The 17,169-nt window shown below is 50.2% G+C and carries 13 protein-coding genes and 3 pseudogenes; 9 read left to right on the top strand and 7 right to left on the bottom strand.

What is annotated here, in order from left to right; all coding sequences use genetic code 11:
- Window position 1: 1 nt before the first annotated feature.
- From ABDK09_13320 to ABDK09_13310, 3 genes are read right to left on the bottom strand one after another with little or no spacing between them, the layout of a single operon-like run.
- Complete coding sequence (locus ABDK09_13320; GenBank protein XAW90389.1) at window positions 2–829, bottom strand: TIM barrel protein; 828 nt, start codon at window positions 827–829, stop codon at window positions 2–4.
- On the bottom strand, window positions 829–2,181 hold the full coding sequence (locus ABDK09_13315) for an FAD-binding protein (protein XAW90388.1): 1,353 nt from the start codon (window positions 2,179–2,181) through the stop codon (window positions 829–831). The genes ABDK09_13320 and ABDK09_13315 overlap by 1 nt, the downstream gene beginning before the upstream one ends.
- Window positions 2,120–2,563: an FAD-dependent oxidoreductase gene (locus tag ABDK09_13310; GenBank protein ID XAW90387.1), complete on the bottom strand. Its 444-nt coding sequence runs from the start codon at window positions 2,561–2,563 to the stop codon at window positions 2,120–2,122. Before ABDK09_13310 ends, ABDK09_13315 begins: the two co-directional genes overlap by 62 nt.
- Before the next feature lie 21 nt (window positions 2,564–2,584).
- On the opposite strand from ABDK09_13310, the gene ABDK09_13305 reads away from it, so the two are divergent.
- On the top strand, window positions 2,585–2,755 hold the full coding sequence (locus ABDK09_13305; GenBank protein ID XAW90386.1) for a hypothetical protein: 171 nt from the start codon (window positions 2,585–2,587) through the stop codon (window positions 2,753–2,755).
- A 383-nt stretch (window positions 2,756–3,138) separates the two neighbouring features.
- Here the strand turns inward: ABDK09_13305 and serC are convergent, their stop codons facing one another.
- Complete coding sequence (gene serC / locus ABDK09_13300) at window positions 3,139–4,233, bottom strand: 3-phosphoserine/phosphohydroxythreonine transaminase (GenBank protein ID XAW90385.1); 1,095 nt, start codon at window positions 4,231–4,233, stop codon at window positions 3,139–3,141.
- Between the two features lie 122 nt (window positions 4,234–4,355).
- On the bottom strand, window positions 4,356–5,624 hold the full coding sequence (locus ABDK09_13295; protein XAW90384.1) for a DUF945 family protein: 1,269 nt from the start codon (window positions 5,622–5,624) through the stop codon (window positions 4,356–4,358).
- A gap of 217 nt (window positions 5,625–5,841) precedes the next feature.
- Between ABDK09_13295 and ABDK09_13290 the strand changes: the two are divergent.
- The 3 genes and pseudogenes from ABDK09_13290 (at window position 5,842) to ABDK09_13280 (ending at window position 9,186) form a co-directional block, all read left to right on the top strand.
- A pseudogene (locus ABDK09_13290) lies at window positions 5,842–7,762 on the top strand (ATP-binding protein).
- Window positions 7,763–7,883: 121 nt separating this feature from the next.
- On the top strand, window positions 7,884–8,381 hold the full coding sequence (locus ABDK09_13285; protein XAW90383.1) for a response regulator: 498 nt from the start codon (window positions 7,884–7,886) through the stop codon (window positions 8,379–8,381).
- Window positions 8,382–8,637: 256 nt separating this feature from the next.
- The gene (locus ABDK09_13280; GenBank protein XAW90382.1) at window positions 8,638–9,186 is read left to right on the top strand and encodes a hypothetical protein; all 549 of its coding nucleotides are present in this window, start codon (window positions 8,638–8,640) and stop codon (window positions 9,184–9,186) included.
- A 75-nt stretch (window positions 9,187–9,261) separates the two neighbouring features.
- On the opposite strand, the gene ABDK09_13275 is transcribed toward ABDK09_13280, so the two are convergent.
- Window positions 9,262–9,846 (bottom strand): TfoX/Sxy family DNA transformation protein, encoded by a 585-nt coding sequence (locus tag ABDK09_13275; protein XAW90381.1) that lies wholly within the window; start codon window positions 9,844–9,846, stop codon window positions 9,262–9,264.
- A gap of 363 nt (window positions 9,847–10,209) precedes the next feature.
- On the opposite strand from ABDK09_13275, the gene ABDK09_13270 reads away from it, so the two are divergent.
- From ABDK09_13270 to ABDK09_13250, 5 genes and pseudogenes are all read left to right on the top strand, one after another.
- On the top strand, window positions 10,210–11,130 hold the full coding sequence (locus tag ABDK09_13270; protein ID XAW90380.1) for an HDOD domain-containing protein: 921 nt from the start codon (window positions 10,210–10,212) through the stop codon (window positions 11,128–11,130).
- A gap of 20 nt (window positions 11,131–11,150) precedes the next feature.
- Window positions 11,151–12,056 (top strand): lysine exporter LysO family protein, encoded by a 906-nt coding sequence (locus tag ABDK09_13265; protein ID XAW90379.1) that lies wholly within the window; start codon window positions 11,151–11,153, stop codon window positions 12,054–12,056.
- Window positions 12,057–12,215: 159 nt separating this feature from the next.
- Window positions 12,216–12,729 (top strand): annotated as a pseudogene (locus ABDK09_13260) (hypothetical protein).
- Window positions 12,730–12,869: 140 nt separating this feature from the next.
- Window positions 12,870–14,513 carry a pyridoxal-dependent aspartate 1-decarboxylase PanP gene (panP, locus tag ABDK09_13255; protein XAW90378.1) on the top strand — a complete coding sequence of 548 codons (1,644 nt, stop codon included), beginning with the start codon at window positions 12,870–12,872 and terminating at the stop codon, window positions 14,511–14,513.
- Between the two features lie 305 nt (window positions 14,514–14,818).
- Window positions 14,819–15,673 carry a MurR/RpiR family transcriptional regulator gene (locus tag ABDK09_13250; GenBank protein ID XAW90377.1) on the top strand — a complete coding sequence of 285 codons (855 nt, stop codon included), beginning with the start codon at window positions 14,819–14,821 and terminating at the stop codon, window positions 15,671–15,673.
- A gap of 123 nt (window positions 15,674–15,796) precedes the next feature.
- On the opposite strand, the pseudogene ABDK09_13245 reads toward ABDK09_13250, so the two are convergent.
- Window positions 15,797–17,081 (bottom strand): annotated as a pseudogene (locus tag ABDK09_13245) (iron-containing alcohol dehydrogenase).
- Window positions 17,082–17,169 lie beyond the last annotated feature (88 nt).

Here is a 17,169-nt window from a genome sequence, read left to right as displayed (position 1 = left end):
GCTAACCCAGTTCAGGCTGTGAAGCATAAGCCTGACTGACCACCGCTTTGGCTCCTGCCAGACAACGCTGAGCGCATCGCGTCATCTCCTGCAGAGAATGAGGATTACTCAGCGGCATTGGCACTTCCAGCCCCATTGGTATCCCTTTCGGCATCGCCCGGATGATCGACGCCAAATCAATCTCTCCCTCTCCGGGCGGCAGACGATCTTCGCGTGCTGTATGCAGTAATAATTCCTTGTTGTAGCTGTCATAACGTAATGCGTCGCATAAATGCATAAACGGCAGTTTATGGGGCGGGATCATTGCCAGTTGCTGCAAGGTGCTTGGAGAACGGTCAAAATGCAGGGTATCGACCAGGATCCCGACATTATCTCCGCCATCTTTAGTCACCGCATAAGCCGAAGCCAGATCGGGAACATTGGTCCAGGGGAAGAATTCCAGCACCACATTAAGATCATACTGTTTGGCTTTCTCGCCCAAACAAGCCAAAGAAGATGCCAAACGACTGAGGTCAGGATCGTACGGGGCGGTAATAATCTGTTTTGCCCCCAATTGCGCCCCGGCCTCCAGCAATCCCTCCAGATCATCAACCTGAAATTCCGGCGTCAGGCGGACAAACTCTACATCATGCACTGCGATTCCGGTGTTCGCCAGTGCCGCCTGAGTCGCCTTCATCATGGGTTTATCCTGCATCAGCGGATAACCGGGTGAATTATCGGTCACCTTGATTAAGCGCAGCCCGACTGCATCAAATCCTACTTGCGCGGCCATCTCAATCATCTGCGGTGGTGCCAGATTGACAACCGTTAAATGTGCCAGTGAAAACATCAGATTCTTCCCCTTAAGTCCACTTCCCAGTCAGTGACGCCTGCTGCGTTACGGGCAGCGAGATAACCAAACGTCAAAGCAGGTCCCAAATTAATTCCTCCGGCCGGATACTGACCGCCCATCACACTCGCCAAATCACAGCCGGCAGCATACAGGCCGGGGATTGGTTCGCCCTTCGTATTCAGTACTCGGGCTTGTCCGTCGCTTCTTAAGCCGGCAAATGTACCAAAGCTACCGGTAATGACCCGCACTGCGTAAAACGGACCACGCTCAATGGGCGCTACGCAAGGGTTGGGTTGATGGCTGGCATCCCCTTGCAAGCGGGTATAGGCAGTTTCGCCACGATGAAATTGCGGATCTTGTCCTTTACGCGCGTGCCTGTTCCAGTCTTGAATCGTCTGCTCCAGTCCCTGAGCATCAATACCGCACTTTTGCGCCAGCTCTGTGATTGAGTCCGCTTTGATCAGGTAACCGCTTTCTATGTATCGACCCACAGGCAGCGGCGCCGGACGCGCAACGCCGAGGCCATAACGACGCTGGAAAGTGTGATCGCATATCAGCCATGACTGAGCCGCTTGTCCCTGCGGTGCGGTCTCAATCAGATGTTTGACATAATCGTAATAACCCATCCCTTCGTTACAAAAACGCCTTCCGTCCTGTAACACCCCGATAATGCCCGGTTTGCCACGGTCAATGATATGCGGAAATACCCCATCTGGCTGACCTGGTTTGGGAACCAGAGAGACCGGACACCAGGAGCCCGCCGCCGGATAACGCGTCTCGACTTCACCGCCAGCTTGTATGCCCAGATTAAGTCCGTCACCGGTTGCCGTGGGTACGGCCAGAGTTTTATGCTCCACGCCTTGCGGAAACAGCTTGTTGACGCGCTCTTTATCATGGGCAAAGCCCCCGGTCGCCAGCACCACACCTTTCACGGCATGGCAGACTCGCGGCTGCTCGCAGTCATCGATAAAGGTCACACCACGAACTTGTCCGTCGCGCAGGTTCAGCTCAACCCGACGGCAGTTGGTCTCAAACCTGACACCTAAATCAAGCGCCGAACGCAATAAACGCGCCGCAAGAGAAAGTCCATTGCGTAACTGCATGCCGCGCCGGTACAGCGCCAGATCGATAATGTGTTTGCTCACCCGCTTAGCAACATAACAAAAGCTGCCCACACTGCGGGTTACGTTCATAAAATGTTTCAGATCGACACCGGCCTGAATGGTCAGGCCATGAAAGGTCGTTTCTGGTAACGGCTTACGCAAACGGCGGATCCATTTGCCCAGTTTACGGCCGTTGTAAGGTTTGGCGATGACCGAGCGGCCGCCGGTTTCCTGCGCCCTCTTCAAGGCTGTAGGTATCCGGAATATGCAAACCGGAGTCAAATTGCAACGCGGTATGACGATGGAAAAAAGCCACCATCTGCGGTGCGCCATGCAGAAAAGCGCTGACCCGTTCAGGATTAAACTGGTCTTTCACCACATTGCGCAAATAGGTTTCAACATCCTGGTAGTCATAACGGATACCCTGTTCCGCCGCGAGATGATTGCGAGGGGCCCAAATCCAGCCACCCGACCAGGTGGTCGTTCCGCCGATGACCGGTGCTTTTTCTAAAACCAACACCTTCAGACCATGGTAAGCCGCTGTCACGGCGGCTGATAATCCGGCCGCGCCGGAGCCGATGACAATCAAATCGTACTCTTGAACCTGTCCTTGCTCAGTCGCCATCATCAACCCCTCTGCATCTGGTTGATGGCGATAGATAGATTCTGCCCGTATCCGGCCAATATCGCTGTCGGTTCGTACCAGGCATGCGATTCGTACCTGGCTTTCGATTTGTATATGGTTGGTGACTCGTACATGGCTGCTGGTACGTCGCTTACTTTACTGTCGATTGTTGTGCTCCTCATCGCTCTTCCCTGACTGACGTTGGCATAGATAAAGCTCTCTGGTGACGCCGGACACGGCTGCCGAGAGAACTCAAATGATGGTGAGTGGCTCGCTTGAGGGCGTTCTGTGTCACTCGAAGCGATGACTATACGACCAGCACAGCGGTTAGGACTATTTCAAATTTTTGCCACGCTATTGGGTTTTGAGAAAGAATAATTCGTTGACAACAATCAGAATTTTCAGAACCAAATAAGGTAAACGTGCAACAGCTAAGCACGTAAAGAAGTCGCATACCTTGTGAGGATGCCGGTTGATAAGCCTTGTGGAATGAGAAATGCAGACGGAAAAAAGCCCGGTATCAAACCGGGCTGTATTATCTATGAACGCGACTAACGTCCGTCAGTCTGTGCATGTCGTTAAGCGTATTTCGCTTCGAACTCTTGCATAAAGTCTACCAGCGCCTGCACACCTTCAAGTGGCATTGCGTTGTAGATAGAGGCGCGCATACCGCCAACCGCACGGTGACCTTTCAGAGAGGTCAGGCCACGTGCTTCAGCCAACTCCAGGAAGGTAGCATCCAGCTCTGGCTTCGCCAGTTGGAATGGTACGTTCATCAGAGAACGGTTATCCGGGTGGATATCGTTACGGTAGAACGGAGACGCATCAATTTGTCCGTACAGCAGCGCCGCTTTTGCACGGTTAGTCTTTTCAATCGCCGCCACACCACCGTTCTCTTTCAGCCATTTGAACACCTGACCAGACAGGTACCAGGCGTAGGTTGGTGGCGTATTGAACATAGAATCCTGCTCAGCCAGCAGCGTGTAGTTCAGAATGCTTGGCAGCGCTTGCTGAGCAACACCCAGCAGATCGTCACGTACGATGGCAATACAGATGCCTGCAGGACCGATGTTCTTCTGTGCGCCTGCGTAAATCACGCCATATTTAGAAACGTCGATCTCACGGGACAGAATCGTTGAAGACATGTCAGCCACGATTGGCTTATCAGTCACAGGCAGATCGTTAATTTCGATACCGTCGATAGTCTCGTTAGGGCAGAAGTGAACGTATGCGGAGTCCGAATCAATTTTCCATTCGCTCGCTGGCAGAATACCGGTTTTGCCGTCTTTAACGATTTTTGCGTCGAAAACGTCTGGTGTACAGTATTTGTCCGCTTCTTTTACTGCGCTTGCAGCCCAGTAGCCACCATCAATGTAAGTCGCTTTAGTTTTGTCACCCAACAGGTTCAGCGGCACAGCAGCAAACTGCGCGCGTGCACCACCCTGACAGAACAACACCTTGTAGTTGTCCGGGATATTCAGTAAATCGCGCAAATCCTGTTCCGCTTCCTCTGCGACCTTGATAAAAGGTTTGCTGCGGTGGCTGATTTCCATCACTGAAACACCCATGTTGTTCCAGTTAACAAATTCAGCCTGTGCTTTTTGCATTACAGCTTTTGGTAACGCTGCTGGGCCAGCACTAAAGTTAAAGACAGTGTCCGTGATCGGCTCCATGTGTTCTTTGCTCCTGCTATCGAAAATTAGTGTGATTAATACCACTTTTTTAGCCGGATAAAAAGTGAGAAAAGAGGTCTTAAGACCTCTTTTCTTCAATAAGCACGAAATTCTTTTCGCTACTAACCTTGTTGCATCATCAAAGTCATAAATAATGCCACCAGCGGGACTTTCGTGCCGTTGGCAAATTGCAGATTACCGTCTTTCACATCCGCTTTTAACTGATAACCTTTATCATCCTGAGTCGCCATTTCCATCACAACCAACTCATCTGCGCCTTGCTGTATCATCGGATATGCCGCCGCAAGTTGATTAGAAACGGACGATTCCAGATGACCGGTGAGCGCCGACAGCACAATACCGGGATCCTGCATCACATTGTCCGTCCCTTCAGGAATCGACAAACTCCAGCTGGAATTAAACTCACCTTCGCCCAAAGAAGCAGACAGCTTGTCCATCGTCAGACTAAAGCCTTTAGAAAATAACGTATCCAGATACGGCATCGCCTGCCCCATCGCTTCATGGGTCATTTCAGGATAGCTTTGGTAAATATTCGACAGTTGCTCGAACGAATCACTGTCAACATCCGCCAGAGTAAAATCAAACTGCACATCGCGCAGGGTGTTGTCCTGATTGACCAACTGACCGATATTCACCACATGCTGGCTGCTGAAACGCTGAGTAGCCTCATCGAGCGTTGACGTGAACTGGTAACTGGCTTTGTCCGCACTAAATGGCGTCGAGCCATCAATATCTTGGGTGGTCAGCGCATCCAGAGTCAGGCTCTGTTTACCGATCCAGAAACCTTTGACTTGCTTGCCCTGCCCGTCAATACGCAGATGGCTGAGCTGGGCTTTTTCACCATTGGTAAAGTCCATATCAATCGATGGCACAGAGAGTGAATAAGTCAGCTCACCCAAGCGGGTCGCACTGCCCTCCAGCACCGCCGGAGTCAGAGAAATAGTGAACGGCGTTTCACCCTGATTCTGGTAGTGCCAGTTGTCGCTCTCCACTTTAAAACGGGTATTGCCGTTTAAGCTGGTCGTGCTGGTGATGGTAAGCGGTAACTCGGGATACTCAGGAAAATCCGACACCGCCGTTAAACTTATCAGGCCATGGGAGATTTCACTGTTCAGTAAAAATTGGGCCGGAATCCCCTGTTCGGCCAGTTGCGCTTTGAGCTGAGGATCAAGAATGGTGTAGCGGGTTTCAACATGAGAAGAAAGGTAGCCGCGATCATAACTGACCAGTTCAGCCGTGACCTGTTCGTTGCTGAAATGAGCGATACCATCGGTGATGACATTTTGTCCAATCTGGCCGACAGCCAGAGGCCAGCACAGCACCAGGACAACCGCGCCACCCACTGCGCCAATGCGTTTTATTGTATTCATGTGTCAGGGATTCCTTATTGTTTGGCTCAGTCTACCGTAGATACCCAAAGGACGAAACAGTAACAGCCGCCTGTCAGAAACGAGTAAGCAAAGTATGAAGTAAATCAGGGAATTGGTTACCTTTGTGTCAGGATTTGTTGACTTCTAACCGGACTCGCAAATTTAGTGGCTAAAGCCTGATAAAGTCATGGATAGTGATAGCCCGTGCGAGAGTCTTGTGAACCGATATGCCCTGCTCTGTTTAGACAACAATCCGCTCAGCGTGCAACACTGGCGTAACGAGCTGAGTGTGTTTGCCAGCCGGTTTGATGTACTGAGCGCCGATTCTTTGCAGCAAGCTCATCATATCCTCGAACAAGTGGAGCAACACAATCAGGTCGTGGCTCTGGTGCTGGCCAGTCATCATTCTGCCGTGGACGGCGCCGACTTTCTTATCCAGCTGGATAAGATGCCGCACACCCGTAACGCCCGCAAAATACTCATCAGCAGTGGCCAGGATATTCAGGCAATTGTGAATGCCGTCAATGAAGGCCGACTCGACTATTGTCTGACCGAGCCGCTGGCGGATAACCTGCTGCGCAAAACCGTGCAACAGGAGCTCACCACCTATCTACTTACCCATGATAGCGAGAACGTGCTCAGTTACAGCAGTGTTCTCGACCAATCGCGTATTCTGCGTGCTCATATCGACAATAAGATGCGCAGTTACCGCGAGGGCTTCATCAGTGACTATCATCAGATGTCAGACACGGAACTGGCCGAGCAGGTGATTGGCGCCTTGTACCAGTTTTTTGAACACAATGATGAGACTCGAGCCTGCCGAAACCTACTCGGCGCAACACCTGCTGACGGAAGAAGGCACCGAAAACCGGTTTTTATGGTTCATTACCTCGGGCGAAGTCGCCCTGTACAAAAAAGATGACCAGGGCCAGCAACGAGAAGTGGTGCGACATCCGAAAGGCAATATTGTCGGCGGCATGTCTTTTGTCACTGGTGAACCCTCGTTTTCAACCGCCATCACGCTGACGCAGACCGAAGTGATCAAACTCGACAGAAGCGTATTTGCTAAAGTAATGCACTCCGACACTCGCCTGCTGCCGTTGTTCACCAATTTACTGTTACGCCATTTTAACCGCCGGCTGCAGCGCAGTATCACCACTAAAATCACGCTGCAAAAAACGCTGGAGTCGCTGGAAAGTGCCCATCAGCAATTGATAGAGCGGGAAAAAATGGCCATGCTGGGCCAACTGGTGGCCGGCGTCGCCCATGAGCTGAACAACCCCGTCGCTGCTATACTGCGCGGCGCAGAAACGCTGGCCCGCAACATTGAATCGATTGTTGAACACGCCAGTCATCTGCCCATCGACCATCACGGCGCACAACTATTGCGCCAGGCGCTGCGGGTCAACCCGCTCTCAACGGCTCAGGTACGCGCGAAAGCGCAGGCTCTGGAGGCGCAGATCCAACACAGGTTACTGGCGAAAAAACTGGTCACTCTCGGGCTGGATGAAGACCAGGCCATACTCACTATCGCGCAGCAGGATGCAGAGCAGGCCTTGCAATTGGTGAGCGAACTGGAAAGTTACCACCTCGCCGGAAGTAATTTACGCTCAATTACCGTCTGTTCGCAACGGATTGCCGATATGGTCAAAAGCCTCAAGGGTTATGCCCGCCCGGACGATGAAACCTTTCATCTGGTCGATATTCATGAAGGACTGGAAGATACCCTGGTGATCTTTGAAAACCGGCTCAAAATGCACCGGGTAGAGAAAGAATACGCCGAGCTGCCCCTTGTGCGCTGTCAGCCGATTGCCTTGCAACAGATCTGGACTAATCTTATCGCCAATGCGATTGACGCCCTGCCGGAGCGCGGCACACTTCACATACGCACCCGGCTGGCCGTTAAAGAGGACAAAACCTACGTGGTGATCAGCATTACCGATAATGGCTGCGGCATCCCACCGCAATTACGGGACAAAATTTTTGCGCTCAATTTCACCACCAAACGCGAAGGCAATTTTGGACTGGGAATCGGTTTATCCGTCTGTCAGCAAATCGCTTTGCAGCACCAAGGCTGGATTGAGGTCGACAGTGAGATCAACGCCTATACCTCAATGAGCCTATGGCTGCCGTTATAATTTTAACGGTGCCCTTGTGATTTTTTGGTATACGTCGAGTTTGCAGCTAACGCTGTGACTCAGTAAATACTTCAGCAACATACCGTCACGCTGACCACGCATCAGGATTAAGGAGAACAACATGAATAAATACATGATTTTATGTGTTGATGATGAAAGAGAAGTGCTGGATAGCGTGGTACAGGATCTTGACTGTTTCGAGCAGGATTTTGTACTGGAGGCTGCCGAGTCGGTCAGTGAAGCAAGACAGGTTATTGACGATTATCGTCAGCAGGATATTCATCTGGCACTGATTCTGTGTGATCACATTATGCCCGAGCAAACCGGGATTCAGTTTTTGATCGAGATGAACCAGAATCCGGATACGGCCGCAACCCGCAAGGTACTGCTGACCGGTCAGGCAGGACTGGAAGATACCGTTGAGGCGGTCAATCACGCCAGCCTTGATTTCTATGTTGCTAAACCCTGGCAAGGTGACCAGCTGCGCCAGATGGTCAAAGATCAACTGACCCAGTATATCATCGACCATGAAAAAGACTTAATGGCCTGGGTACAAATTCTGGATGCCGAGAAGATACTCAATGCCATGGCCGCAAAACGCACCACTTTTGGAGAGTAAGCTCCCAACCTCACCAATAAACTGCAAGTTGGGTTGTTGAATCAGATAATAAACACAAAAATTTCATATATTTGGCATTTAAATTGCTTATTTTTTACCTGAACGACAAAACAATGACATTTTCCGGTAGAGCCCGGCAACACCGTGAATTATGATGTCGACACTTTTAGAGCTTGGTTATCTTACAAGGCATTGCGTTATATGACCTCACCGTTGACCATGGAATTAATCATAAAGAGATAGGTTTATCGTGATTATGCGTAAAACAATCATTGCATCAGCACTTCTTCTTGCTTCAGCCCATTCAATGGCTGCGGTCGATCCTAACAGCCCGGCCGTGATGAGTAACTTCAGCTACGACTACGTTGAAGCGCGCATCGGCGCGAGCCCGGTTACCTATGGTGCGGCAATCAGCACTTCTATCCACCCAAATGCCCACATCATCGGCCGTGTTGATTCTGAGTTCGATGATGACTACGATGCAGCCGCTGGTTTCGGCTTCCACGCGCCAATCAACAACTGGGCTGACTTCACTGGTGAGATGCTGTTCCGTATTCATGATGATGAATCGCGCAGCAGCGCAGATACAGGTATGGAACTCAACCTTGGCGTACGCCAGTGGCTGGGTCCGCAACTGGAAGTGGGTGGTAAAGCCGGTTACGTTTCTATTGATGACAACGATGACTGGATCGGTTCGGTTTACGGCCGTTTCCACTCAACCGAGCTGTTTTCTCTTGGCGCTGAAGCCCGCTTCAACGATGCGTACGGCGACCAACTGATGTTTACCGCTCGTTTCAAATACTAAACAGCGATAAACACGTGGCCGGATCACGGCGTCAAAAAACCGAGGCGCGCCTCGGTTTTTTATTGTGGCTTATTTTTACTGCAAACAACTGTCGAGCAATTGGCGCTTGCGCGGCTCCTGCAATAATTCCCAGTGCACGCCTTCAATCGCGCCGGCAAACTTCCACAGCAGACTGACATCCAGATTATTGCCATAAATATCGCGGACTCTGTTAAAGACCTTTGGCGCCCCCAGTTCAACGAATGTGGCCACGTCCTTGATGCCCGCTTTTTTCACCATGCGTTCCAATCTGAAATGCATATTCGGCATATCTCTTAAACGCTTCACTTCGCCCAGATTCTGACGACAGCGCGAGGCCACCGCATACTCAATCGAACGACGGATTAAATCATCAAGACAAGCCTGCTCACCAATCCATAAATCCGTCACGTCATAATAATTGACGGTTGCCGTGGTCTGCTTCTTTACATGACGGAATTTTTCACATCCTAAAGCCACAAATTCATCATCCAACACACAGCCGCCACGAATAAACAACCGCCCTTGTGCCAATAATGCAAACATGGCGTTATGCCGGAACAATCCTGTACCACCGAACATGGAACGCTTCTCCGACGGACCAAATTGATTGAGTAATGTGATGTATCTGTTTGTACACATAGTGGTAAAACCTTCTTATTGAGTGAATAAAGAGGTCACCAGACAGCAATAAATAGGTTCGGCCAGCCAACCGATTAAAGTGCAAAGTCCTTTTATCGAACGCTTGCTTATATTTTCCTTCATCATAATGAACTTACAAAAAATAATACCGTACGAAATTCACAGCAATTCATTCTCAAGTTGACAAAAAAGAGATATGCATCACAGTGCGTTGTATCTCATACTTTTGCGTTAACTTACCGGGGAAAATGCACAACAGATCATCCAAATGCCCATAAACGGACAATTTGTGCTTTATATGAGTTGCGTATATTTGTCACCACTTTGTAGAATGGGGCTCACTAAAACGATTAATAATTAAAAATGAATCATCTATCTTTTTTTTGGCTTCCGGAAAACCGCCACAAACTCATTGAAGGGCTAGAAAGTGAGTTTGCGCAGATGGTTAAAAATTCCATCAGCACCGGTAAGATCTCCTTACCACCGATTCCCGAGGTGGTAGTGAAAATTCAAAAACTGTGTACGTTAGAAACGACCGGTATATCTGACGTGGCCGATTGTCTGACCGACGATCCTGGCCTGGCGGCTATTGTTATCAGGGTGGCAAACTCTGTGGTCTTCAATCGCCGCAATATCACTTGTAACGATTTATTCACTGCGGTATCACGTCTTGGCATTATGCGGGTACGTGACATTGTCACGGCTCAGGCGATAGAACAGCTCAAGCACTCCATCAATCTGAGCAAAGAATGCAATGCCATTCTGGTGAACAGCGCATCGGTATCCCGTGAATTGGGCGCAACCATGGTAATGGTGGTGCAAAGTTTTAAAGCGCTTGAACCGGGGCGTTACACCTATCTTGAGCAGGAAAAAGCACTCTTGGTTGGCCTGCTGGCCGATATCGGCTTGTTCTGCCTGGTGAATGAGTACTATCTGTACTTGGAGAACGGCAACTATCTTGATCAGGACATCGCGCTGCAGATTTTCCAATCCAGTTGTTCTCAAACCAGTAAACAAGTGCTGAAACATTGGGGATTCGACCGTGATTTCCTTGAAGTGGCCTGTAATCAGTCGCTGATTGAGCATGAACAAGAAGTCACTTATCTCGATGTGGCGCGAATCGCCCACCATCTGTTGCTGTACAGAAAGCAAGACGATGCGTATGACGAGCATGAAGTCGAGATCAACGCGACTGGTGCCGAAGTACTGTTTGAACTCAGCAATCTGAGTGAACTCGATTTTAAAGACAAACTCAGTGCAGTAATCAACGCCAGCGGTTTCTGACCCCGACTTTTGAGGATTTTATGCTTTCAGGGATGCTGTTTATCTTTGCCCCGCTGGTCGTGGGCTATCTGTTTAGCGTACGCAATAAAAACTGGCTCAATAAGCTCAATCAGGTTACCTCCAACCTGGTCTATATCATGCTGTTTCTGATGGGACTGAGCTTAGCGGCTCTGGACAACCTGGGGGACAATCTGCAACTGATCATTAAGTTTGTCAGTGTCTTTTTCGTTGCTCTCGGGGTGGCTAATTTGCTCTTCCTGCCGCTGATTGATCGCTTCATGCCCCTCCAGACCGACTCTTCCCACAGTCAGTTGCCCCTTTCAAGCATGGCGCTGGAATCTCTTAAACTGATTGTGGTTGTCGGTGGAGGCCTGTTATTGGGCGTGGTACTGAATCTGAATTTACCCTGGGTCGACAATGCGATGGAGTGGTGTTTGTCGCTGTTACTGTTTTTTATTGGTATCCAGCTGCGCAACTGCGGCCTGACACTGGGACAAATCCTGATTAACAAGCTCGGAATGACAATTGCGGCCGTCATGATTATCACCAGCTGGCTGGGTGGCTTAGTGGCAGCATTGGTACTCGATATACCGGTTTATAAAGCGCTGGCAATGGCGTCAGGCTTTGGCTGGTATTCGCTGTCCGGCATTCTGATGGGTGATGCATTTGGGCCGGTCTATGGCGGCGCTTCATTCCTGGTCGAGCTAATGCGTGAACTGGTTTCTCTGGTGATGATCCCGATGCTGATTGGGCGTAAACCCTGCACCACTATCGGCTATGCAGGCGCCACGTCCATGGACTTCACCCTGCCGCTAATCCAGACCACCGGCGGTGTACGATGTGTGCCGGTCGCTATCGTCAGCGGCTTTATACTCAGTGTGTTAGTTCCGGTATTGATGCTTTTCTTTGTGTCACTTGCAGGCTAGATCGCAGGAATAGTGTTACTTATCTTTTACAATGGGTGTCTTTTACAATAGACCAGCTGCATAGCACCAGTCTACGGTGAAATGAGCAACCCAAACTGGACGTAAACCTATAACTCCCTAAGCTAAAGGGAAGTCGATACAAGTCGGAAAGGAACTTTTATGAAACGCTTTCTTGTCACTCTGCTGTTATCAGCCGGTTTCGATGAGCGCCGCAGCAGCGGACAATCAGTGCTTTGCGCAAAAGTATGACGCTTACATTGATGCATCCCTGGCCTGGTACACCGACCTGGCTGAGATGACAACACAAAAGTATCCAGATTTAGCGGAAGTCAGCCAATGGTTCCTGCAAGGCCGCCAACACCATTTTGAGCTCAATCGCGCCGCTGTTCACTACTACCTCAAGCACGATCCGTCCAAAGTTGCCACCGGACAACCGGTCGAAGCCTGGCTGCAGCTAGAGCAGCAGGATGTCAAAGTCCTCGCTTCGCGCAGTGATGAACTGGGTCAAATCGCGAAAACGACCTTCGATGATCGCCAGGCAGAACCACATGCCAAGAACTACGAGCTGCGTTCTGCTTTTGCCGATTTACTCAGCCATCCGAAACAGATTGAATCTGCGCTCGACAAATACAATCAGGCGATAGCCAAAACTGAGCAGATCACCTGTCACTAATTTAACTGTAACTTATCCCGCATGGCTATCATGACGGGCATCCGGGCACAGTCACCAACCGAATAAACACGGGACAAGCGTCCCGTTTTCGTTTAGATTGTGCGCTTAAAATCGGAAGATGAAACTTAAAACGACGCTGTATGGTATCTGAACACAAAACCGCAAATGCGAACTTTGAATCTTTGCTTCGCATATTTACGGTGCCAGAAGGGCCGGACTCAACACTGACCCGCATCGAAGAAGAGCTCTCCCGCAATCTGAATCAGTTTTTGCGTGAACACATAGTGGCCGACGAAAAGCCGCTCAAGCAGATCGAAAAAGATTTCTGTGATCCGCGCATTCCTGATGAACCTGTCTTTGTCTCAGACCATACCCAGCATCTGCTCGATACCCTGGTGGCACAGTCAGTACACACCGCATCACCCAGCTTTATCGGTCATATGACCTCGGCACTGCCTTACTTTATGATGCCGCTGTCCAAGATCATGATTGCCCTTAACCAGAATCTGGTAAAAATCGAAACCTCCAAAGCCTTTACGCCATTGGAGCGGCAAGTGTTGGGCATGCTGCACCGCCTGATCTACGGTAACGATGACAGCTTCTATCAACAGTGGATGCACAGTGCTGAGCACTCACTCGGCGCATTTTGCTCCGGGGGAACGATTGCCAACATTACCGCGTTATGGGTAGCCCGTAACAGCGCACTCAAAGCCGATGGTGATTTCCAGGGCGTTGAAAAAGAAGGCCTGTTTAAGGCGATGCGTCATTACAACTATGACGGTCTGGCGATTCTGGTGTCTGAACGTGGTCACTATTCACTCAAGAAAGCCGCAGATGTACTCGGGATTGGCCAGGACGGTCTGGTGTCTGTCCGTACCGATGAGCACAACCGGATCTGCCCGGATGATCTGCAGGCTAAAATCACCGAGCTAAAAGCGCGCAACATCAAACCGTTTGCCGTTATCGGCGTCGCCGGCACCACTGAAACCGGAAATATCGATCCCCTGCAGGCGATTGCCCGCATTTGTCAGCAGGAGCAGTGCCATTTCCACGTGGACGCGGCCTGGGGTGGCGCCACTCTGATGTCAGGAAATTACCGCCATCTGCTGGATGGCATTGAACTGGCTGACTCAGTGACCATTGATGCCCATAAGCAGCTTTATATCCCGATGGGAGCCGGTATGGTGCTGTTTAAAGATCCGCACGCGATGAACTCAATTGAACACCACGCGCAGTATATTTTGCGTAAAGGCTCCAAAGATCTCGGCAGCCACACCCTGGAAGGTTCGCGCTCTGGCATCGCGATGCTGGTGTATGCCAGTATGCATATCATCAGCCGTGCCGGTTATGAACTGCTGATTGACCAGAGCATAGCCAAAGCCCGCTATTTTGCTGATTTGATTAGTGCACAAGCCGATTTTGAGCTGGTCTCACAACCTGAGTTATGCCTGTTGACCTACCGCTACCTGCCGCCGCAGGTTAAGGCAGCGATGCACAAAGCAGACCGCTCGCAACGTGCGCAATTAAATGAACTCCTGAATGAACTGACCAAGTTTATTCAGAAAAAACAACGTGAAACCGGTAAGTCCTTCGTTTCACGTACCCGTTTGAATCCGATTTGTTGGGATAAGCTTGATACCATCGTTTTTCGTGTCGTGCTTGCTAATCCACTGACAACAAACGAAATTCTACACTCGGTCCTGGAAGAGCAAAGAGAAATTGCAACTCTGGCACCACTTCTGATGGGCAGAATTGAGCGTTTAACGCAACAAATTCTGGCATAACCTGCTCGGAGTGAATTACAGCAAACTGAAAATTTATTTCGTTTTGCTGTAATTCACATATCAAGACGATGCGTCTCGTTCGTATTTTGGATAAGTTTTGCGCCTAAAGCTGTAGTTTTTATGAAATTTAGTTTGAGGCTTGTCATATTCTCATCATTTGATACGTCGTTTCATTTCTGGATTATCCCTGCTTAGGTTTATACTCATCCCATGGCGTTGGTAAATGGGCTTTTGGAAACGATTATTTCCCTCCCCCTTAATGGTTGCCTTACCAACGAGTTGTTCTCTACGCCCGCGTGAACACTATGAATACATTAGAAAAAATTCAAAAGAACCTGGAAAATTTTAGCAAGTCGGAACGTAAAGTCGCAGAAGTTATTATGGCTTCTCCGCAGACTGCCATTCACTCGAGCATTGCCACCCTTGCTAAGATGGCGGATGTCAGTGAGCCTACCGTTAACCGCTTCTGCCGTCGCCTGGACACCAAAGGCTTCCCCGATTTTAAATTGCATCTGGCTCAGAGCCTGGCAAACGGTACGCCTTATGTGAACCGTAACGTCGAGGAAGATGATGGCCCGGATGCCTACACTCACAAAATCTTCGAGTCGACCATGGCATGTCTGGATGTGGCGAAAAACAGCCTAGATCCGATGCAGATTAACCGTGCCGTCGATTTGCTGACGCAGGCGAAACGTATCTCATTCTTCGGTCTTGGCGCCTCTTCTGCCGTGGCCCGTGATGCACAAAACAAGTTTATTCGCTTTAATATTCCGATTACCTGTTTTGAAGATGTGGTGATGCAACGTATGAGTTGTATTAACTGCACCGACAACGACGTAATCGTGCTGATTTCACACACCGGCCGGACCAAAAGTCTGGTTGAAGTGGCAAATCTGGGGCGTGAAAACGGCGCAACCGTGATTGCCATTACCGCCAAGGATTCACCATTAGACCGGGCAAGCTCACTGTCTATCTGCCTCGATGTGCCGGAAGACACCGATGTGTATATGCCGATGGCGAGCCGCGTGGTCCAGATGACCGTTATCGATGTCCTGGCGACCGGGTTTACCCTGCGCCGCGGTTCTGGTTTCCGTGAAAACCTCAAACGAGTCAAAGAAGTGCTGAAAGATTCGCGCTATGACAAATTGTCCAGCATCTGATAACACACTCGTATAGAGAACAAAAACGGAGCACAATGTGCTCCGTTTTTTTATTGCCATTCAAACAAGGCATCTCACTTTATACCCAGGCTCACTTACCAGGTTATGTGTTTCTCAGCAAATTCAGCTCTGCAGGCCATCTGCTGCGTGCCGCGCAGAATCGTGCAATACCTCAATGTACGTCTGCTGCGGGCTGGATGCTTGTGCGGATTGAGGTGTTTGGCTTGTTTGGGTTGTTTGCGCTGTTTGAGGCGCCGCACAGTTGCACACCTGCTGCAGAATATAGATCAGGCGCTCACGGGTCAGCGGCAACGGATTCCCTTTTATCGCGTGTGATTTCAGTGCATCTGATGCTACCTGCTCAAATGACGTATTACAGACCCCGAACTGACCCAACACCGGCACATGCAACGTATCTAGCATCATTTGCACCCATAGAATACCGTCTTCCAGACCAGCGTTTTTGCGCAGTGTCAGCAAGCGCGACAGACAGCGATAGCGTTTCGATAACCTCTGTCCGCCCGGCGACCTGAGCAGCATGAATGTTTTCTTGCATCACGTAAGGAGCAAGCCGTGCTGTGATCACGCTGTGTGGTGCATCCAACTTACCTCCAAGCGCAGACGCAAGGCCGTGTGCTGCACCGAGTTTTGCATTGGTGATGGCCATTCCCCCCAGCAATGCGGCAAACGATAAATCACAGCGAGCATTTTTGTCATCATCCAGGCAAGCCGCAAGCAGGGAGCGCGACAAACGGCGTAACCCTTCTTCACAAATCATATCCGTCAACGGGTTAGGATCGCCGCACACATAGGCTTCCATCAGGTGGACAAACGCATCCATCGCGCCCCGGCCGGAAGTATAACTGTCGGTACCGTAAGTCAGGGTCGGGTCGACAATCGCCACATCGGCCAGCATGTCCGGACTGCGCAGACTGACTTTGACCCTGTCCTGGCCGGAACGCAGCACAGCATTGCGAGTGACTTCTGAACCCGTACTGGCTGTGGTCGGAATCGCAATAAAGGCTAAAGGTTTGGCCTTGAGCGGTACATTGCGCCCGACGACTTCGACGTAGTCATACACATTCCCCTGATTGGGAATAATCGCAGCGAGTGCTTTGCCCATATCAATCACACTGCCACCGCCGATAGCCACCACCACATCCGGCCTGAAACGGCGCCCACGGGCAGCACACTCTTCAACCATGGTAATGTTAGGCTCGCTGCATATCGACAAATGCTGGTAGTGCATGGCTTGCTGATTGAGGTAATCAACCACCGGTTTCGCTCGCTCGGTATTTTTGCCCGATACCAGCAGGACACGTTGGCCATACTGACAGATAACCGACAAGGATTGTTGCAACGAGCCTTCACCAAAAATAATCCGAGTTGCTGTCATAAACTGAAACATGCGACCTCCCTTAGTTCACATCAGTGTGCAGACTGATGCGGTTCGCAGGATAGACAAAGCAGCAAGTACGTAGTGGATACAGAGTGCT

Source organism: Vibrio sp. CDRSL-10 TSBA (genome assembly GCA_039696685.1).
GTDB lineage: Bacteria > Pseudomonadota > Gammaproteobacteria > Enterobacterales > Vibrionaceae > Vibrio.
This window is presented reverse-complemented; position numbering and strand designations above follow the sequence as displayed.

Excerpts from the sequence above, each read along its gene's own strand:
- ABDK09_13320 (XAW90389.1), bottom strand. The coding sequence starts at position 829 with ATGTTTTCACTGGCACATTTAACGGTTGTCAATCTGGCACCACCGCAG.
- ABDK09_13310 (XAW90387.1), bottom strand. The coding sequence starts at position 2,563 with ATGATGGCGACTGAGCAAGGACAGGTTCAAGAGTACGATTTGATTGTC.
- ABDK09_13305 (XAW90386.1), top strand. The coding sequence starts at position 2,585 with ATGGCGATAGATAGATTCTGCCCGTATCCGGCCAATATCGCTGTCGGT.
- serC (XAW90385.1), bottom strand. The coding sequence starts at position 4,233 with ATGGAGCCGATCACGGACACTGTCTTTAACTTTAGTGCTGGCCCAGCA.
- ABDK09_13295 (XAW90384.1), bottom strand. The coding sequence starts at position 5,624 with ATGAATACAATAAAACGCATTGGCGCAGTGGGTGGCGCGGTTGTCCTG.
- ABDK09_13285 (XAW90383.1), top strand. The coding sequence starts at position 7,884 with ATGAATAAATACATGATTTTATGTGTTGATGATGAAAGAGAAGTGCTG.
- ABDK09_13280 (XAW90382.1), top strand. The coding sequence starts at position 8,638 with ATGCGTAAAACAATCATTGCATCAGCACTTCTTCTTGCTTCAGCCCAT.
- ABDK09_13275 (XAW90381.1), bottom strand. The coding sequence starts at position 9,846 with ATGTGTACAAACAGATACATCACATTACTCAATCAATTTGGTCCGTCG.
- ABDK09_13270 (XAW90380.1), top strand. The coding sequence starts at position 10,210 with ATGAATCATCTATCTTTTTTTTGGCTTCCGGAAAACCGCCACAAACTC.
- ABDK09_13265 (XAW90379.1), top strand. The coding sequence starts at position 11,151 with ATGCTTTCAGGGATGCTGTTTATCTTTGCCCCGCTGGTCGTGGGCTAT.
- panP (XAW90378.1), top strand. The coding sequence starts at position 12,870 with ATGGTATCTGAACACAAAACCGCAAATGCGAACTTTGAATCTTTGCTT.
- ABDK09_13250 (XAW90377.1), top strand. The coding sequence starts at position 14,819 with ATGAATACATTAGAAAAAATTCAAAAGAACCTGGAAAATTTTAGCAAG.